The organism is Actinomadura rayongensis (assembly GCF_009831215.1).
GTDB lineage: Bacteria > Actinomycetota > Actinomycetes > Streptosporangiales > Streptosporangiaceae > Spirillospora > Spirillospora rayongensis.
The window spans coordinates 45160-60126 of sequence record NZ_WUTW01000005.1 but is presented as its reverse complement, the minus strand read 5'-3'; the positions used below and the strand labels follow the sequence as shown (position 1 = coordinate 60126).

The following is a 14967-nucleotide window of genomic DNA, read 5'->3' as shown; positions in this document are numbered from 1 at the left end:
GCCTACCCGGCGGGGACGGTCTGAGTCGTCACTCGCGGTGGAGCCTGTGCGGGGCGGCCTGGGCGCGCGGCTGCACGTCGATCCGGTCGATGTTGACGTGCTCGGGACGCGTCACCGCCCACGCCACGCAGTCCGCGACGTCCTCGGCGACCAGCGGCCCCGGCACGCCCCGGTACGGCTCCTCGGCCCGCGCCGCGTCGCCCCGGAAGCGCACCAGGCTGAACTCCTCGGTCTTGACCAGGCCCGGCGCGATCTCGGTGACCCGCACCGGCTCGGCGACCAGCTCCAGCCGCAGCACCTCGTTCACCGCGTACGCCGCGTGCTTGGCCGCGTTGTAGCCCGCGCCGCCCTCGTACGGGACGTGCCCCGCCAGCGACGTGATGTTCACCACGTGCCCGGCGCCGCTCGCGACCAACTTGGGCAGCAGCGCCTTGGTCATCCGCAGCAGCCCGAGGACGTTCGTCTCGTACATCGTCCGCCAGTCCTCGGGGTCGGCGTCGCGGACCGCCTCCAGCCCGATCGCGCCGCCCGCGTTGTTGACGAGCACGTGGCAGGCGTCCAGTCCGGCGGCGAGCGCGTCCACCGAGTCCTGGTCGGTGACGTCCAGCGTGACCGGCGCGACCTTGCCCGCGCCCGGCAGCGCGCCCAGCTCCGCCGCCAGCAGATCCAGCCGGTCGCGCCGCCGCGCCGCCAGGACGACGTGGAATCCCTCCGCCGCGAGCCGGCGGGCCGTCGCCGCGCCGATCCCGCTGCTCGCACCCGTGATCACAGCCGTTTTGCGCATGCGCCCAGCTTTCCAGGGAAGGGTCCGGACGGCACGACCGGCCCTGCCCGGGTTGGGGCGGGAACACCCGGACGGGTGGATAGGTTGCTCTACCGGAGGTGGTGTCCCGGTGTCGGGTCGAATCAGCCGGATCGCGACGATCAGCGTCCACACGTCGCCGCTGGACCAGCCCGGAACGGGCGACGCGGGCGGGATGAACGTCTACATCGTCGAGGTCGCCAGACGGCTGGCCGCCCGCGGCATCGAGGTGGACGTGTTCACGCGCGCCACGTCCCGCGCCCTGCCCCCGGTCGCCGAGCTGGCCCCCGGGGTGAACGTCCGCAACGTCGTCGCCGGGCCGTTCGAGGAGCTGGACAAGAGCGAGCTGCCCCGCCAGCTCTGCGGGTTCACCTCCGCCGTGCTGCGCGCCGAGGCGTGCCACGAACCCGGCCACTACGACCTCCTGCACACGCACTACTGGCTGTCGGGGCAGGCCGGATGGGCCGCCCGGCACCGGTGGGGGGTTCCGCTCGTCCACTCGATGCACACGATGGCCAAGGTGAAGAACGCCGCGCTCGCCGCCGGGGACCGGCCCGAGCCGGCCGAGCGCGTCCTCGGCGAGCAGCAGGTCGTGGACTGCGCCGACCGGCTCGTCGCCAACACCGCCGAGGAGGCCCGCGAGCTGATCGACCTGTACGGCGCGGCGCCGTCGCGGGTCGCGACCGTCAGCCCGGGCGTCGATCTCGGCATGTTCACGCCGGGATTCACCGGGGTTGTTCGGCGGCGGCTCGGGCTGCCGCAGGACGCGTTCGTGCTGCTGTTCGTCGGACGGATCCAGCCGCTCAAGGCCCCCGACGTGCTGCTGCGCGCCGTCGCCCGGATGCTCGACGACGACCCCGCGCTGCGGAACCGGCTCGTCGTCGCCGTCGTCGGCGGGCCGTCCGGCACGGGCCGGCGCCAGCCCGAACAGCTTCAGAAGCTCGCCGCCGACCTCGGGCTCGGCGGCGTCGTCCGCTTCGAGCCGCCGTGCCCGCAGGACGAGCTGGCCGACTGGTACCGCGCCGCCGACGTCACCGTCGTCCCGTCGTACAACGAGTCGTTCGGGCTCGTCGCCGTCGAGTCGCAGGCGTGCGGGACGCCCGTCGTCGCGTCCTCGGTGGGCGGGCTGCGCACGGCCGTCCGCGACGGCGACTCCGGCGTCCTCGTGCGCGGCCACGACCCCGCCGCCTACGCCGCCGTGCTGCGCGGCCTGCACGACGACCCCGGCCGCCGCGACCGGCTCGCGCGCGGCGCCGTCCGGCACGCCCGCGCCTTCGGCTGGGACGCCACCGTCGACAGGCTCCTCGAGGTGTACGAGGATGCGACCACCCGCTTTTCCAGCCGCTTTCCCACCACGAGCCGCGCGGAGGTGACGGCGTGACCCAGGAGATCGTCGCGACGATCGAGGAGACCCTGCGCGCCGCCGAGCTGGAGTTCGAGCGCCCCCGCCCCGGGGCGTTCTTCGTCAAGCTCCCCGGCGAGCACAAGCTCGCCACCATGACCTGGCTGATCGTCGGCGAGCACAGCCTGCACGTCGAGGCGTTCTTCTGCCGCCGTCCGGACGAGAACCACGCCGACTTCTACCGCTTCCTGCTGGAGAAGAACGGCCGCATGTACGGGATGGCGTTCACGCTGGACGAGGTCGGCGACGTCTACATCGTCGGCCGCGTCCCGCTCGCGTCGGTGTCGGCCGACGAGATCGACCGGCTGCTCGGCTGCGTCCTCACCTATTCCGACGAGAACTTCGACAAGGCCCTGGAACGCGGCTTCAAGACGTCCATCCAGAAAGAATGGGACTGGCGCGTCAAGCGCGGCGAAAGCCTCGCCAACCTGCGCGCGTTCGCGTCGTTCGCCGATCCCGCGAACCGCTGAGCGGGCGGTTCACCCCGCACCGATAGGCTTCCGCCCATGGCGACCCTGGTTTTGCTCCGGCATGGCGAAAGCGTGTGGAACGCGGAGGGACTGTTCACCGGCTGGGTGGACGTCGACCTGTCCGCGAAGGGCGAGGGGGAGGCGACGCGCGGCGGCGACCTCCTGCTCGACGCGGACCTGACGCCCGACGTCGTCCACACGTCCCTGCTGAAGCGCGCCATCCGCACGGCGGAGATCGCGCTGGACGTCGCGGACCTGTCCTGGATCCAGGTCCGCCGCTCCTGGCGCCTCAACGAGCGGCACTACGGCGCGCTGCAGGGCAAGAACAAGGCGCAGACGCGCGAGGAGTTCGGCGAGGACCAGTTCATGACCTGGCGCCGGTCCTACGACGTCCCGCCGCCCCCGATCAAGGACGACGACCCGCTGTCCCAGGTCAACGACCTGCGGTACGCGTCGCTGCCGTCCGAGCTGATCCCGCGCACCGAGTGCCTCGCCGACGTCGTGGACCGGCTGCTGCCGTACTGGTACGACGCCGTCGTCCCGGACCTCGCCGCAGGGCGGACCGTCCTCGTCGCCGCGCACGGCAACTCGCTGCGCGCGCTGGTCAAGCACCTGGACGGGATCTCCGACGACGCGATCTCCGCGCTGAACATCCCCACCGGCATCCCGCTGCTCTACGAGCTGGACGACGACTTCGCCCCGCTCAAGCGCGGCGGCGAGTACCTGGACCCGACGGCGGCCAAGGCCGCGATCGAGGCCGTGAAGAACCAGGGCGCGTCCGCCGGCAAGGCCGAGGCCAAGAAGGGCGGCCGGCGCAAGAAGTGACCCCGGGCCGGGGGCGGCGCCGCGCCGCCCCCGCGCTCAGGTCAGGTCGTCGACGATGTCCTCGGGCCGCTGCCCGGTCACCAGGTAGACGACGTTCTCCGCGACGACCACCGCGTGGTCGGCGAACCGCTCGAAGTACCGGCCCGCGAGCGTGATGTCCACGGCGGGCTCGACGCCGTGCTTCCACTTCGGCGACAGCAGGATGTCGAACAGCTTGCGGTGCAGGCGGTCCATCGCGTCGTCGTCGGCGTCCAGCTCCAGGCCCAGCTCGACGTCCTTGGACGCGATCACGCTGCCCGCCTTGGCGACCATCCGCTCGGCGATCTGCCCCATCTGGAGCACCGTGGCCTGCAGCTCCGGCGGCACGGCCGTCTCCGGGTGCCGCCGCCGCGCCGTCTTCGCGATGTGGACGGCGAGGTCGCCCATCCGCTCCAGGTCGCCGCTCATCCGCAGCGCGGTGATGACCATGCGCAGGTCGCCCGCGACGGGCTGCTGCCGCGCCATCAGGTCGAACACGGTCTCTTCCAGCTCGACGTCGATCTTGTTGATGTGCTCGTCGCCGCTGATGACCTCTTCCGACAGCCGCAGGTCCGCGTCCAGCAGCGCGGTCACCGCGCGGGCCATCGCGGACCGGACGAGCCGGGTCATCTCGACCAGGCGGTCGGAGAGGGAGTCCAGCTCCTCGTGATAGGCGTCGCGCACCGTTCCTTCTTTCCCAACTCGTCGCGGGGGACCATGGGCGTACTCGCCCACGCCACACCTTGCCTTGTCAGGATGAATGCCCACATAGGGCCAGGTGAACTTTGGGGGAACGAGGCCCCGGACGGCTCCCCGGAGTGCTGCGGGCCGGCGCCGGGCGCTTACGATCCGAAGTGTGCAGGTAGACATCGTCGCCGCGGCGCTCACGGGGGTCGCCGGGCTCGCCGTCGGGCTTGGCGCGGGTCTCGCCGTGCGGATGACCGAGCGCTCCCAGCGGCTGCCGGACGACGCGCCGACCGGCTGGGCGCCCGACGCCGGGCTCGCCCCCGGCGTGGCGACCGTGCTCGGCGTGCTGCGCTCGTCCGCCGTCGTCGTGGACGGCGAGGACCGCGTCCTGCGCGCCAGCCCCGCCGCCCGCGCGTTCGGCATGGTCAGCGGGGACCGCCTCATCGTGGACGAGCTGCTGGCGATGGCCCGGCTCGTCCGCCGCGACGGCGAGATCCGCGAGACCGAGCTGCAGCTCGGCGGCGGCAAGGGCCGGCTGCGCCGCGAGGGCCGCTGGTTCGCCGTCCGGGTCGCGCCGCTCGGCACGCACGGGCTCGTGCTCGTCCTCGCCGAGGACCTGACCGAGTCGCGCCGCGTCGAGGCCATGCGCCGCGACTTCGTCGCCAACGTCTCGCACGAGCTGAAGACCCCGGTGGGCGCGCTCGCGCTGCTCGCCGAGACCGTCGAGGGCGCCGCCGACGACCCCGAGGCCGTCCGCCGCTTCTCCGGCCGGATGCAGCACGAGGCCGTCCGGCTCACCAACCTCGTCCAGGACCTCATGACGCTGTCGCGCGTGCAGGGTGAGGAGCCGCTGCCCGAGGTCCGGCCGGTCGCGCTGGACGAGGTCATCGCCGAGTCGCTGGACCGCAGCCAGATCCGCGCGACGTCCAAGAACATCGACCTCGGCTCGGGCGGCGCCACCGGCCTCAAGGTGCGCGGCGACGAGGAACTGCTCGTCACCGCGCTGCGCAACCTCATCGACAACGCCATCGCCTACAGCCCCGAGAACACCCGCGTCGTCGTGTCCACGCGCTGCTGCGAGGAGGACGGCGACGGGCAGCCCGAGGTCGAGCTGAACGTCACCGACCAGGGCATCGGCATCCCCGCCGGCGAGCTGGACCGCATCTTCGAGCGGTTCTACCGCGTCGACCCCGCCCGGTCCCGGCAGACCGGCGGCACCGGACTCGGACTCGCCATCGTCAAGCACGTCGCCACCAAGCACCACGGCACGGTCTCCGTGTGGAGCGAGGAGGGCCACGGCTCGACGTTCACGCTCAGGCTTCCGCTGCTGACGACCCGTCCGCCGGACGGACCGACGCCCGAGGAGCCCGATCTGTGAGCCCGGCCGCGCACCCGGCACGGCCCCCCACCCGGCGCTCCCGCGCCGGAGCCCGACACCGCACCACCCGCCAGGAGGCAACACCGTGACCCGCGTGCTCGTCGTCGAAGACGAGGAGTCGTTCAGCGACGCCCTGTCGTACAACCTGCGCAAAGAGGGCTTCGAGGTGGCCGTCGCCGCCACCGGCCCGGACGCGCTGGAGCAGTTCGATCAGGCCGGGGCCGATCTCGTCCTCCTGGACCTGATGCTGCCCGGCCTGCCCGGCACCGAGGTCTGCCGCGAGCTGCGCTCCCGCTCGAACGTTCCAGTGATCATGCTGACCGCCAAGGACAGCGAGGTGGACAAGGTCGTCGGGCTCGAACTCGGCGCCGACGACTACGTCACCAAGCCGTTCTCCACCCGCGAGCTGATCGCCCGGATGCGCGCCGTGCTGCGTCGCCGGGGCGAGGGCGGCGAGCCCGTCGTCGCGACGCTGGAGGCGGGACCGGTCCGCATGGACGTTGAGCGCCACGTCGTGACCGTCGAGGGCGGCAACGTCCAGCTGCCGCTGAAGGAGTTCGAGCTGCTGGAGGTGCTTCTCCGCAACGCCGGGCGCGTCCTCACCCGGATGCAGCTCATCGACCGGGTCTGGGGCGCGGACTACGTCGGCGACACCAAGACCCTCGACGTCCACATCAAGCGGCTGCGGGCGAAGATCGAGGACGTCCCGTCCACGCCGCGCCACATCATCACCGTGCGGGGCCTCGGGTACAAGTTCGAGCCCTGATCGGGGTCGCAGACCGGGTGTGCGCAAAGGGAAAGGGGAGTGGGCCCTCGCGGGCGCACTCCCCTTTCCTGTGGGTTCAGTGCTGCGGCGAGGCGGTGGGCGAGCCGCCGCCCGACGTCGGCGCGTCGTTGTTGGCGCCCGGCGTGCCGGGGCCGCCGTTGTGGCCGCTCTGCGTCGGCGCGGGCGACTCCGGCGTCGTCGGGGCGGGGCTGCGCGGGACGCCCGCCGACACCGCCGTGTAGGACGCGTACTCGTTCTGCTGCGGGACGACCGGGACGACGACCGTCACCTGGCCCGCGTTCTGGAACGACAGCGTCAGCCGCAGGTTCTCGCCGCCGAGCAGCGGGCTCTGCAGGCCGGTCAGCACGACGAGCGGCTGCCGCGCATCGGCCGCCGCCGGTCCGCTCGGGGTCGCCGCGCCCGCGCCGCCCGCGCCCGGGGTGGGCTGGTCGCCCGCGCCGGTGTTCTGCGTCGCGGTGATCTGCGCGGCGGGCGACTCGGTCTTCTTCGGCTTCTTGGCGGGCGTCGGGGTCGCGGACGGCTCGGCGGCCGTCTGCGCCGTCCCGAGGAGGTTGGTCAGGCTGCCCCGGCCGTCGGCGTCGCGCGGCGGCAGCGTGATCGCGCCGCCGGTGATCTTCGCGGTCCCGAACTTCTCGGCCGTCACCGCGACGAGCCGGTCCTGCGCCCCGGTCTGGTTGATGATCGACGCGTACAGCGGGACGCGCGCCCCTGGGTCGAGCCGCTCGCCGGGCTTCGGGCCGAGCAGGAACATGTTCCGCACGTCGATCCGGGTGCCGTTCTCCGGCAGCGAGACGTTGACGCCCTCGGTGAGCTGGGTCGGCTCCACGGTCTGGGGCACCTGCCCGGCGCCGCAGCCGGAGATGACCGGCGCGATGGCCACGGCACCCGCGAAGGCGAGTGCCGCCACTCGACGGCTGTTACGGATCACGGCGTCGGTCTCCTCGGCGAAAGGCGGATCGGGGTTGCGTCAGGGGCGTGTGAGAACGCCAGGCAAAGCGTAGCGAGACCTGATCACCGATCGGCCTCCGGGGTGGCCCGGCGGCGGGAAAACGTCGGTCAGCGCAGTTCCTTGATCCGCCCGACGAGATCGGGCGCGGGCTGGGCGGCCGACAGCGGCAGCGTGCGCGCGTCCGCGACGATTCCGTCGGCCTGGACGAGCACGGCCGTCAGGCCCGCGCCGGGCGTCCCGGCCGCCGGGGCGTAGGCGCCCGCGAGCACGCCGGACGGGTCGGCGACGAGCTGCGGCGAGCCCTCGTGCGCGGTGGCGGCGAGCGCGCGCAGCTCGCGGCGGACGGCGTCGCGCGCGAACGTCCGGCCGCGCGTGTCCGCGACGAGCCAGAACCGCAGCTCGAACTCGCGGGCCGTCCCCGACAGCTTCGCGACGAGCCCGGAGCACGCGCAGCCCGGCGGCACGATTCCGATGACGCCCGGCCGCAGCGTGCTGAGGTCGGCCCGTTCGGTGCGGCCGGTGACGAACTCGACGGTCCCGTTCGGCAGCGGCCCGTCGACCTCCCCGGCGGGCGCGGCCGGGCTGCGCTCCAGCAGCGACGCCGTCGGGCGCACCGTCGGACGCGGCCCGAACGCCGTCATGAGCCCCCCGCTGACCAGCGCGGCCAGCAGCGCCAGCGTGATGATCGGGACGGCGACGCCGAAGCGCGTGACGGGCGCGACCAGCCGCGCGGCGCGTTCGCGGCGGCGGCGCCTGCGCTCCTCGCGGCGGTAGGCGAGGACGTCGGCGGCGAGCGCGCGGGCGTCGTCGGGCACCACGACGTCCACCCGAGGGAGCCCGTAGTCGTCGGGCTCGTGGTCGCCGTCTGGCCGCACGCCGCACCTCACCTCGCCGGAACGCCGTATCCTGGGGTATTCGCGTCGTTCGCGCGCTTCGTACCCGCCTGGTCCGGCATGTTCACCTCCAGTATGCGGCGACCGCCGGACGTCCCGGCGGAACCCGGCCGCCGGACCCGGGCCGCGACCGCTCGCCGACGGGCGCCCGAACGCATGGAACGCTGCCCTTGTCAAGCTCCCAATTAGGGGGTTGACCTGCGCATTTGTCGAGAAGGCCGGTGCGGCGCCCTTCGGGCCCGTGCTAAACTGGTGTCAGCGGAAGGGGTATCTGTCACATGACTTTCCAGGTCGGCGACACCGTCGTCTACCCCCATCACGGGGCTGCTCGAATCGAGGCCATCGAGACCCGCACCATCAAGGACCAGGAGAGGATCTACCTGGTCCTGAAGGTCGACAAGGGCGACCTGACCGTGCGCGTCCCGGTCGAGAACGTCGAAGAAGTGGGCGTCCGGGACGTCGTGGGCAAGGAGGGCCTGGAGAAGGTGTTCGAGGTGCTGCGCGCACCTTACACCGAGGAGCCCACCAACTGGTCCCGCCGGTACAAGGCGAACCTGGAGAAGCTCGCCTCCGGTGACGTCAACAAGGTCGCCGAGGTCGTCCGCGACCTGTGGCGGCGCGACAAGGAGCGCGGGCTCTCGGCCGGCGAGAAGCGCATGCTGGCCAAGGCCCGGCAGATCCTGGTGAGCGAACTCGCGCTCGCCGAGAAGACCAACGAGGACAAGGCCGAGGCCCTCCTCGACGAGGTGCTGGCGAGCTGATCCCCGCGTTGAATCCCGCGGAACGGCTCCCCCGGGTGGGCGTCGGCACGGACGTCCACCCGTTCGGTGACTCCGGCCGTCCCCTCTGGGTGGCGGGCCTGCTCTGGCCGGACGAGGGCCCCGGGCTGGCCGGACACTCCGACGGCGATGTCGCCGCGCACGCCGCCTGCGACGCGCTGCTGTCGGCCTGCGGGCTCGGCGATCTCGGCGCGGTCTTCGGCACGTCCGACCCGCGCTGGTCCGGCGCCGCGGGGACGACCCTGCTCGCCGAAGTCGCCCGGCTGGTCGGCGAGGCCGGCTACGTGATCGGCAACGTGGCGATCCAGGTGATCGGCAACCGGCCCAAGATCGGCAAGCGGCGGGCCGAGGCCGAGGACGTCCTCGCCAAGGCCCTGAACGGCGCGCCGGTCTCCGTCTCGGCGACCACCACCGACGGGCTCGGGCTCACCGGGCGCGGCGAGGGGCTCGCCGCCGTCGCGAACGCGCTCGTCCTTCCCGCGCTCTGACCCGGCCGCCTCACCCCTTCACTCGGCGGGCGGGGTCGGGGAGCTGCGGAAGCTCCCGGACGGCGGGTTCCAGTCCCAGATCTCCAGGTCGCCGTCCTTGGCGGGCCGCTCGACGTCCTCGCCCTCGTCGTCCCGGACGATCCGCTCCTCTTCGGTGAGCGTCGGTTCGGCGGGCACCGGATCGGTGGCCTGCTCGGCGATCGTGCGGACGTCCGACGGCAGCAGCACCGGCGCGGGCTCGGGCGCGTCCACCTCCGCGTCCGACGCGGGCAGCGGCGGCGCCTGTTCCTCGCGCCGCGCGACCTCGTCCTCGTCCCGCGCCTCGCGGCGCGTGACCTCCGGCTCGTCCTCGCCCGCGCGCACGTCGTCGGGTTCCTCGGCCGCGAGCGCGTCCTGTCGCGCGGCGGCCGACTCGTCCTGTGCCGGGCGCGCGTCGTGGTGGGTGACGGGCGGCTCGTCCTGCGCCGGATGCGTGTCGTGGCGGGTGACGGCCGGTTCTTCCTTTGCCGGGCGCGCGTCGCGGCGGGTGACGGCAGGTTCGTCGTCCTCGCTTGCGCGGGGTTCGGGGAGTTCGACGGGCGGGTCGTCCGGCAGGTCGGGGTCGTCCAGGAGCAGGGGGTGGGCGGGCTCGTCGTCGTCGGCCCAGGCGACCTCGCGCATCGTCCGGACGTCGTGCCGGGGCATCTCGCGGGTCTCGTTCCACGTGCCGCCGGCCTCGGCGCGGGCCGCCCAGACGGCGCCGTAGTCCTCGTCCGGCGCGGGCGGCGGGACGACCAGGACCTCGGGTTCGGCCTCCGGCAGCGGCGGGGCGTCGGCCTCGGCGCGCGCCGGCGCCTCCGGGACGGGCCCGGGGGACCGTTCCGCCGCCGTCCTGAGCTGCTTGATCATCGTCAGCCACAGCCACACCGCGACGGCCAGCATGACGTTCGGCGCGACCGCGACCCCGGCCTTCACCGCGTCCCGGGGAAGCGACCCGTAGCCCCGCACCGCGTACTGCACGGCGAGCGCCGCGCCGCCCGCGAGCAGGACGAGCAGCAGCAGCCACCGCAGCGTCCGCGCGAACCAGCCCGCGCGCCGCGCGACCACGACCGCCAGCAGCGCGACGACGATCAGCGTGTCGGCCATGACGGGGTACGCGGGCGCCCAGCGCGCCTCGACGCCGCCGGTGCGGGCGAGGACGCACAGCGGTTCGTAGGTCTGCACGAACCCGGCGCCGGCGAGGACGAGCACGGCGAGCGCCGCCGACCAGGTGAAGAACCGGCCGGGGCGCGGTGGACGGGAGGACGACGGCATCGCGGGCTCTCTCCGGGGGAAGGGGTCCGGTCCCGGTGGATGCCCGTTCGCGGCCGGGTCATCCACGGAGGCGCGGTGATCATTCCGCTGTCCGCGACCCTAGCCGCTCCGCGCCGCCGAGCGTGGGAGGCCCGCTCCGGACACTGCTCCCTACCCGCGAACCGTGCCCGCGAAGCGCCGCATCCCATAACCTGGATCGGTGAGCCTGCACCTCTACGACACCGGCACCCGTACCGTCCGCGTTTTCGAGCCCCTGCGCGAGGGCCGCGTCGGGATGTACGTCTGTGGTGCCACTCCGCAGGCCGCGCCCCACATCGGCCATCTGCGCTCCGGCGTCATCTACGACGTGCTGCTGCGGTGGCTGCTGCGCTCGGGGTACGAGGTGACGTTCGTCCGGAACGTCACCGACGTGGACGACAAGATCCTCGCGGTCGCGCACGCCACCGGCGTCCCGTGGTTCGCGATCGCCGAGGGCAACCAGCGGGTGTTCGGCCGGGGCTACGACACGCTCGGCTGCCTGCCGCCGACGGTCGAGCCGCGCGCGACCGGGCACGTCCCGGAGATGATCGGCCTGATCCGGCGGCTGATCGAGAACGGGCACGCCTACCCGGCGGGCCGCGACGTGTACTTCGACGTCCTGTCCTGGGCGGACGAGTACGGCGCGCTGTCCAACCAGAAACTCGACCACATGCGCCCGTCCGGCGACGTCGTGGACGAGGAGGCCAAGCGCGACCCGCGCGACTTCGCGCTGTGGAAGGGCGCCAAGCCCGGCGAGCCGTCCTGGGAGACGCCGTGGGGCGAGGGACGTCCGGGCTGGCACCTGGAGTGCTCGGCGATGGCGACCCGCTACCTCGGGGCGGAGTTCGACATCCACGGCGGCGGCATGGACCTGATCTTCCCGCACCATGAGAACGAGATCGCCCAGTCCCGGGCGGCCGGGGACGCGTTCGCCCGGTACTGGCTGCACAACGGCCTGCTCACGGTGGACGGCGAGAAGATGAGCAAGTCCGTCGGGAACGTCGTGCTGCTGCCCGAGCTGCTGAGCCTGGCCCGTCCGGCGGAGGTCCGGTACTACCTGGCGTCCGCGCACTACCGGTCGCTGCTGGACTTCACGCGGACCGCGCTCGGCGAGGCCGTGTCGGCGTACCAGCGGATCGAGGGGTTCGTGACGCGCGCCGCCGAGCTGGCCGGGCCGGTCGAGCCCGGTGAGCTGCCGGCGGCGTTCACCGACGCGATGGACGACGACCTCGGCGTCCCGCAGGCGCTCGCGGTCGTCCACGAGACCGTCCGGGAGGGCAACAACGCGCTCGCGGCCGGGGACGCGGCGGCCACGGCGGCGGCGCTCGCGGCGGTCCGCGCGATGACCGGCGTCCTCGGCCTGGACCCGCTGGACGAGCAGTGGGCGGGAAGCGCCGAGAGCGACCTGCGTCCGGTCGTGGACGCGCTGATCCGCGTCGCGCTCGACCAGCGGCAGGCCGCGCGGGCGCGCAAGGACTACGTCGCCGCCGACGGGATCCGCGACAGCCTCGCCGAGGCCGGGATCCTCATCGAGGACACCGCGCACGGGCCGCGCTGGGAGCTGAAGCGTTCCTGACGAACCGGGCGGCAACGGGTCCGGGGGCGAGTACGGTCGGAGGCCGGGACTCCCCCTACCCCGAGGCGGTGCGACGTGTTAGAGCGGTTCACCGGCCGCGCCCGCGCGGCGGTCGCGGCGGCGCGGGACGAGGCGCGGCGGCTGCGGCACGACCATGTCGGCACCGAGCACCTGCTGCTCGGCCTGCTCGGCGCCGACGACGATCCGGCCGCGGCGGCGCTGGCGGACGCGGGCGTGACGCTCGACGCCGCCCGCGCCCGCGTCGTCGAGCTGGCGGGCCGCGCGGCGGACGCGGCGGCCGGCGAGATCCCGTTCACCCCGCGCGCGAAGGCGGCGCTGGAGCTGGCGCTGCGGGAGGCGCGGCGGCTGGACGCCGAGTCGATCGACACCGGGCACGTCCTGCTCGGCGTGCTCCGCGAGGGCGGGGGACGCGGCGTCGCCGTCCTGACCGGCCTCGGCGCCGAGCCCCGCGCGCTGCGCTCGGACCTGCTGGCCCGGTGCGGCGGGCCGCGCGCCGAGCCGTTCCTGCCGCGCGCGCGGCCGTCCACCGCCCGTCGCCTGGACGCCATCGAGCGGCGGCTGGAGAACATCGAGACGCTGCTGGCGACCGTCGTGGAGCGCATGGACCGGACGTGACGCCTCCGCGCGCCGCGTAAAATCGGAAGGTCCGCCCCCGAACCCGTGCGGGCGTCCGCACCCGCAACCGCATCCGAGGGACAGACATGGCCAAGCGCAAGGGCAAGGGACCGACCCCCAAGGCCGAGGACCGGCACTGGCACGCCAAGCGCCAGCGCGCCCGCGCCGCCAAGAGCGCCAAGCGCACCGGCACGCCGACGGCCGGTCCGGGCACGTCCCGTCCGGCCGAGCGCGAGCCGGTCCGCAAGAGCCGTCCGGCGGGCGCGCGGCGGGCCAACGGCGAGACGCCCGAGCTGGTCACCGGCCGCAACCCGGTGGTCGAGGCGCTGCGGGCGGGCGTGCCGGGCAGCGCGCTGTACGTGTCGGAGGGCCGGGACGACCGCGTCCGCGAGGCCATCCAGATCGCGGCCGACCGGCGCATCCCGCTCATGGAGATCGGCCGGGCCGAGCTGGACCGGCTGACCGACGGGGCCGTCCACCAGGGCCTCGCGCTCCAGGTCCGGCCGTACCGGTACGCGGACGCCGAGGACCTGCTGCGCGGCACCGCGCCGCTGATCGTCGCGGTGGACGGCATCACCGACCCGCGCAACCTCGGCGCGATCGTCCGGTCGGCGGCGGCGTTCGGCGCGAGCGGCGTCGTGGTGCCCGAGCGGCGCGCGGCCGGGGTGACGGCGGGCGCGTGGAAGGCGTCGGCGGGCACGCTCGCGTCGATCCCGGTGGCGCAGGTGACGAACCTCGCGCGGCAGCTCAAGGCGTACCAGAAGGCCGGGTGCTTCGTGGCCGGGCTGGACGCCGCGGGCACCGTCCCGGTCGGCGAGATCGAGGTCGCCGACGGGCCGTTCGTGCTGGTCGTGGGCTCGGAGGGCAAGGGCATCGGGCGCCTGGTCGCCGACACGTGCGACCTGCTCGTCACGATCCCGATGCCGGGCGCGGCCGAGTCCCTGAACGCGGGCGTCGCGGCGGGGATCGCGCTGTACGAGGCCTCGCGGCTGCGCTCGTCCTGACCCCGCGTACCCTGGGAGCGAGCAGATAGGGGGCACCGAGATGGCACTGCGCCGCCCGTCGTTCCTGCCGTCGCTGGACGAGCTGGAGAACCAGGTGGAGGCCCGCGCCGCCGCCCAGGCCCCGAGTAAAAGCGCGTACTTCGACCACCCGATCGCGCGGAACATCTTCTGGGTCTCGCTGGTCCTCGTGATCGTGTCGCACCTGGTCGCGCTGTCGCTGTTCTTCTTCATCGACTGAACCGCGCCGCGGCGGGTAAGCGGTCCCGCGTGAAGGACGCAGTGATCTTCGACGTGGACGGCACGCTGGTCGACACCAACTACCTGCACGCGGTGAGCTGGTGGCAGGCGTTCCGGCAGCACGGGCACACGGTGCCGATGGCGTCCGTCCACCGGGCGGTCGGGATGGGCTCGGACAAGCTGCTCGACGCCGTCCTGCCCGCCGACCGGGACCGCTCCGCCGACGACGCGATGCGCTCCGGCCACACCGCCCTCTACGCCCAGTACTGGGACCGTCTGGACGCGTTCGCCGACGCGGGCGCGCTGCTGCGGCGCTGCGCGAGCCAGGGCAGCCGCGTGGTGCTGGCGAGTTCGGCGTCGGCGACCGAGATGGGCGCGCTGCGGCGGGCGCTGGACGCCGACGACGCGATCGACGCCATCGCCTCGTCCGCCGACGTGGAGGAGAGCAAGCCCGCGCCCGACCTGGTCGAGGTCGCGCTGAGGACGGCGGACGTGGCGGCGGAGCAGGCCGTGTTCGTCGGCGACGCCGTCTGGGACGTGCGGGCCTGCGTCCGGGCGGGCGTGCCGTGCGTCGGCGTCCTGTCGGGCGGGACGTCCCGCGCCGAGCTGATGGACGAGGGCGCCGTCGCCGTCTACGCCTCTCCGGCCGAGCTGCTGCGGGAGTTCGACGCGAGCGTCCTGCACCGGACCATCGCATAGCGGTTCGCTCCGGGGGTAGGCGCGAG

At 73.8% G+C, this 14967-nt stretch carries 17 protein-coding genes; 12 read left to right on the top strand and 5 right to left on the bottom strand.

The window, feature by feature from the left end:
• Positions 1 to 28: 28 nt before the first annotated feature.
• Complete coding sequence (locus GQ466_RS21850) at positions 29 to 784, bottom strand: SDR family NAD(P)-dependent oxidoreductase (protein ID WP_161104878.1); 756 nt, start codon at positions 782 to 784, stop codon at positions 29 to 31.
• A gap of 109 nt (positions 785 to 893) precedes the next feature.
• Here GQ466_RS21850 and mshA point away from each other — a divergent pair, with 109 nt between their 5' ends.
• Genes mshA through GQ466_RS21835 form a run of 3 tightly spaced genes read left to right on the top strand, consistent with a single transcriptional unit; the run spans position 894 to position 3499 of the window.
• Positions 894 to 2183: a D-inositol-3-phosphate glycosyltransferase gene (gene mshA / locus GQ466_RS21845; protein ID WP_161104877.1), complete on the top strand. Its 1290-nt coding sequence runs from the start codon at positions 894 to 896 to the stop codon at positions 2181 to 2183.
• Positions 2180 to 2674 (top strand): YbjN domain-containing protein, encoded by a 495-nt coding sequence (locus GQ466_RS21840; protein ID WP_161104876.1) that lies wholly within the window; start codon positions 2180 to 2182, stop codon positions 2672 to 2674. The genes mshA and GQ466_RS21840 overlap by 4 nt, the downstream gene beginning before the upstream one ends.
• 36 nt (positions 2675 to 2710) lie before the next feature.
• On the top strand, positions 2711 to 3499 hold the full coding sequence (locus tag GQ466_RS21835) for a phosphoglyceromutase (protein WP_161104875.1): 789 nt from the start codon (positions 2711 to 2713) through the stop codon (positions 3497 to 3499).
• Between the two features lie 36 nt (positions 3500 to 3535).
• On the opposite strand, the gene phoU is transcribed toward GQ466_RS21835, so the two are convergent.
• The gene (gene phoU / locus GQ466_RS21830) at positions 3536 to 4201 is read right to left on the bottom strand and encodes a phosphate signaling complex protein PhoU (protein WP_161104874.1); all 666 of its coding nucleotides are present in this window, start codon (positions 4199 to 4201) and stop codon (positions 3536 to 3538) included.
• Positions 4202 to 4373: 172 nt separating this feature from the next.
• On the opposite strand from phoU, the gene GQ466_RS21825 reads away from it, so the two are divergent.
• Together GQ466_RS21825 and GQ466_RS21820 are read left to right on the top strand one after the other, a co-directional pair.
• Positions 4374 to 5582 carry an ATP-binding protein gene (locus GQ466_RS21825; RefSeq protein ID WP_161104873.1) on the top strand — a complete coding sequence of 403 codons (1209 nt, stop codon included), beginning with the start codon at positions 4374 to 4376 and terminating at the stop codon, positions 5580 to 5582.
• Between the two features lie 85 nt (positions 5583 to 5667).
• Entirely contained in the window at positions 5668 to 6348 is a 681-nt protein-coding gene (locus GQ466_RS21820) for a response regulator (RefSeq protein ID WP_161104872.1), read from the top strand.
• A 76-nt stretch (positions 6349 to 6424) separates the two neighbouring features.
• Here GQ466_RS21820 and GQ466_RS21815 read toward each other — a convergent pair whose 3' ends face one another.
• Together GQ466_RS21815 and GQ466_RS21810 are read right to left on the bottom strand one after the other, a co-directional pair.
• Positions 6425 to 7276: a hypothetical protein gene (locus tag GQ466_RS21815; RefSeq protein ID WP_161104871.1), complete on the bottom strand. Its 852-nt coding sequence runs from the start codon at positions 7274 to 7276 to the stop codon at positions 6425 to 6427.
• Positions 7277 to 7425: 149 nt separating this feature from the next.
• Entirely contained in the window at positions 7426 to 8193 is a 768-nt protein-coding gene (locus tag GQ466_RS21810) for a hypothetical protein (protein ID WP_161104870.1), read from the bottom strand.
• Positions 8194 to 8489: 296 nt separating this feature from the next.
• On the opposite strand from GQ466_RS21810, the gene GQ466_RS21805 reads away from it, so the two are divergent.
• Together GQ466_RS21805 and ispF are read left to right on the top strand one after the other, a co-directional pair.
• Complete coding sequence (locus GQ466_RS21805) at positions 8490 to 8972, top strand: CarD family transcriptional regulator (protein ID WP_019632798.1); 483 nt, start codon at positions 8490 to 8492, stop codon at positions 8970 to 8972.
• 35 nt (positions 8973 to 9007) lie between these two features.
• Positions 9008 to 9478, top strand: a complete 471-nt coding sequence (gene ispF, locus GQ466_RS21800; protein ID WP_337193576.1) for a 2-C-methyl-D-erythritol 2,4-cyclodiphosphate synthase — start codon at positions 9008 to 9010, stop codon at positions 9476 to 9478.
• Between the two features lie 18 nt (positions 9479 to 9496).
• Here the strand turns inward: ispF and GQ466_RS21795 are convergent, their stop codons facing one another.
• The gene (locus GQ466_RS21795) at positions 9497 to 10771 is read right to left on the bottom strand and encodes a DUF2637 domain-containing protein (RefSeq protein WP_161104869.1); all 1275 of its coding nucleotides are present in this window, start codon (positions 10769 to 10771) and stop codon (positions 9497 to 9499) included.
• Between the two features lie 199 nt (positions 10772 to 10970).
• On the opposite strand from GQ466_RS21795, the gene cysS reads away from it, so the two are divergent.
• The 5 genes from cysS (at position 10971) to GQ466_RS21770 (ending at position 14941) form a co-directional block, all read left to right on the top strand.
• On the top strand, positions 10971 to 12365 hold the full coding sequence (gene cysS, locus GQ466_RS21790; RefSeq protein ID WP_161104868.1) for a cysteine--tRNA ligase: 1395 nt from the start codon (positions 10971 to 10973) through the stop codon (positions 12363 to 12365).
• A gap of 75 nt (positions 12366 to 12440) precedes the next feature.
• A complete protein-coding gene (locus GQ466_RS32925; RefSeq protein ID WP_161104867.1) occupies positions 12441 to 13001 on the top strand; it encodes a Clp protease N-terminal domain-containing protein in 561 nt (186 codons plus the stop codon).
• 86 nt (positions 13002 to 13087) lie between these two features.
• The gene (gene rlmB, locus GQ466_RS21780; RefSeq protein ID WP_161104866.1) at positions 13088 to 14005 is read left to right on the top strand and encodes a 23S rRNA (guanosine(2251)-2'-O)-methyltransferase RlmB; all 918 of its coding nucleotides are present in this window, start codon (positions 13088 to 13090) and stop codon (positions 14003 to 14005) included.
• Positions 14006 to 14045: 40 nt separating this feature from the next.
• Positions 14046 to 14243, top strand: a complete 198-nt coding sequence (locus tag GQ466_RS21775) for a hypothetical protein (protein WP_161104865.1) — start codon at positions 14046 to 14048, stop codon at positions 14241 to 14243.
• Positions 14244 to 14272: 29 nt separating this feature from the next.
• Positions 14273 to 14941, top strand: a complete 669-nt coding sequence (locus tag GQ466_RS21770; protein WP_161104864.1) for an HAD-IA family hydrolase — start codon at positions 14273 to 14275, stop codon at positions 14939 to 14941.
• Positions 14942 to 14967: the final 26 nt, after the last annotated feature.

What these genes read in the sequence shown, in the direction of transcription:
- GQ466_RS21850 (WP_161104878.1), bottom strand. Translation starts at nt 784, where the DNA reads ATGCGCAAAACGGCTGTGATCACGGGTGCGAGCAGCGGGATCGGCGCG.
- GQ466_RS21835 (WP_161104875.1), top strand. Translation starts at nt 2,711, where the DNA reads ATGGCGACCCTGGTTTTGCTCCGGCATGGCGAAAGCGTGTGGAACGCG.
- GQ466_RS21805 (WP_019632798.1), top strand. Translation starts at nt 8,490, where the DNA reads ATGACTTTCCAGGTCGGCGACACCGTCGTCTACCCCCATCACGGGGCT.
- GQ466_RS21795 (WP_161104869.1), bottom strand. Translation starts at nt 10,771, where the DNA reads ATGCCGTCGTCCTCCCGTCCACCGCGCCCCGGCCGGTTCTTCACCTGG.
- rlmB (WP_161104866.1), top strand. Translation starts at nt 13,088, where the DNA reads ATGGCCAAGCGCAAGGGCAAGGGACCGACCCCCAAGGCCGAGGACCGG.
- GQ466_RS21775 (WP_161104865.1), top strand. Translation starts at nt 14,046, where the DNA reads ATGGCACTGCGCCGCCCGTCGTTCCTGCCGTCGCTGGACGAGCTGGAG.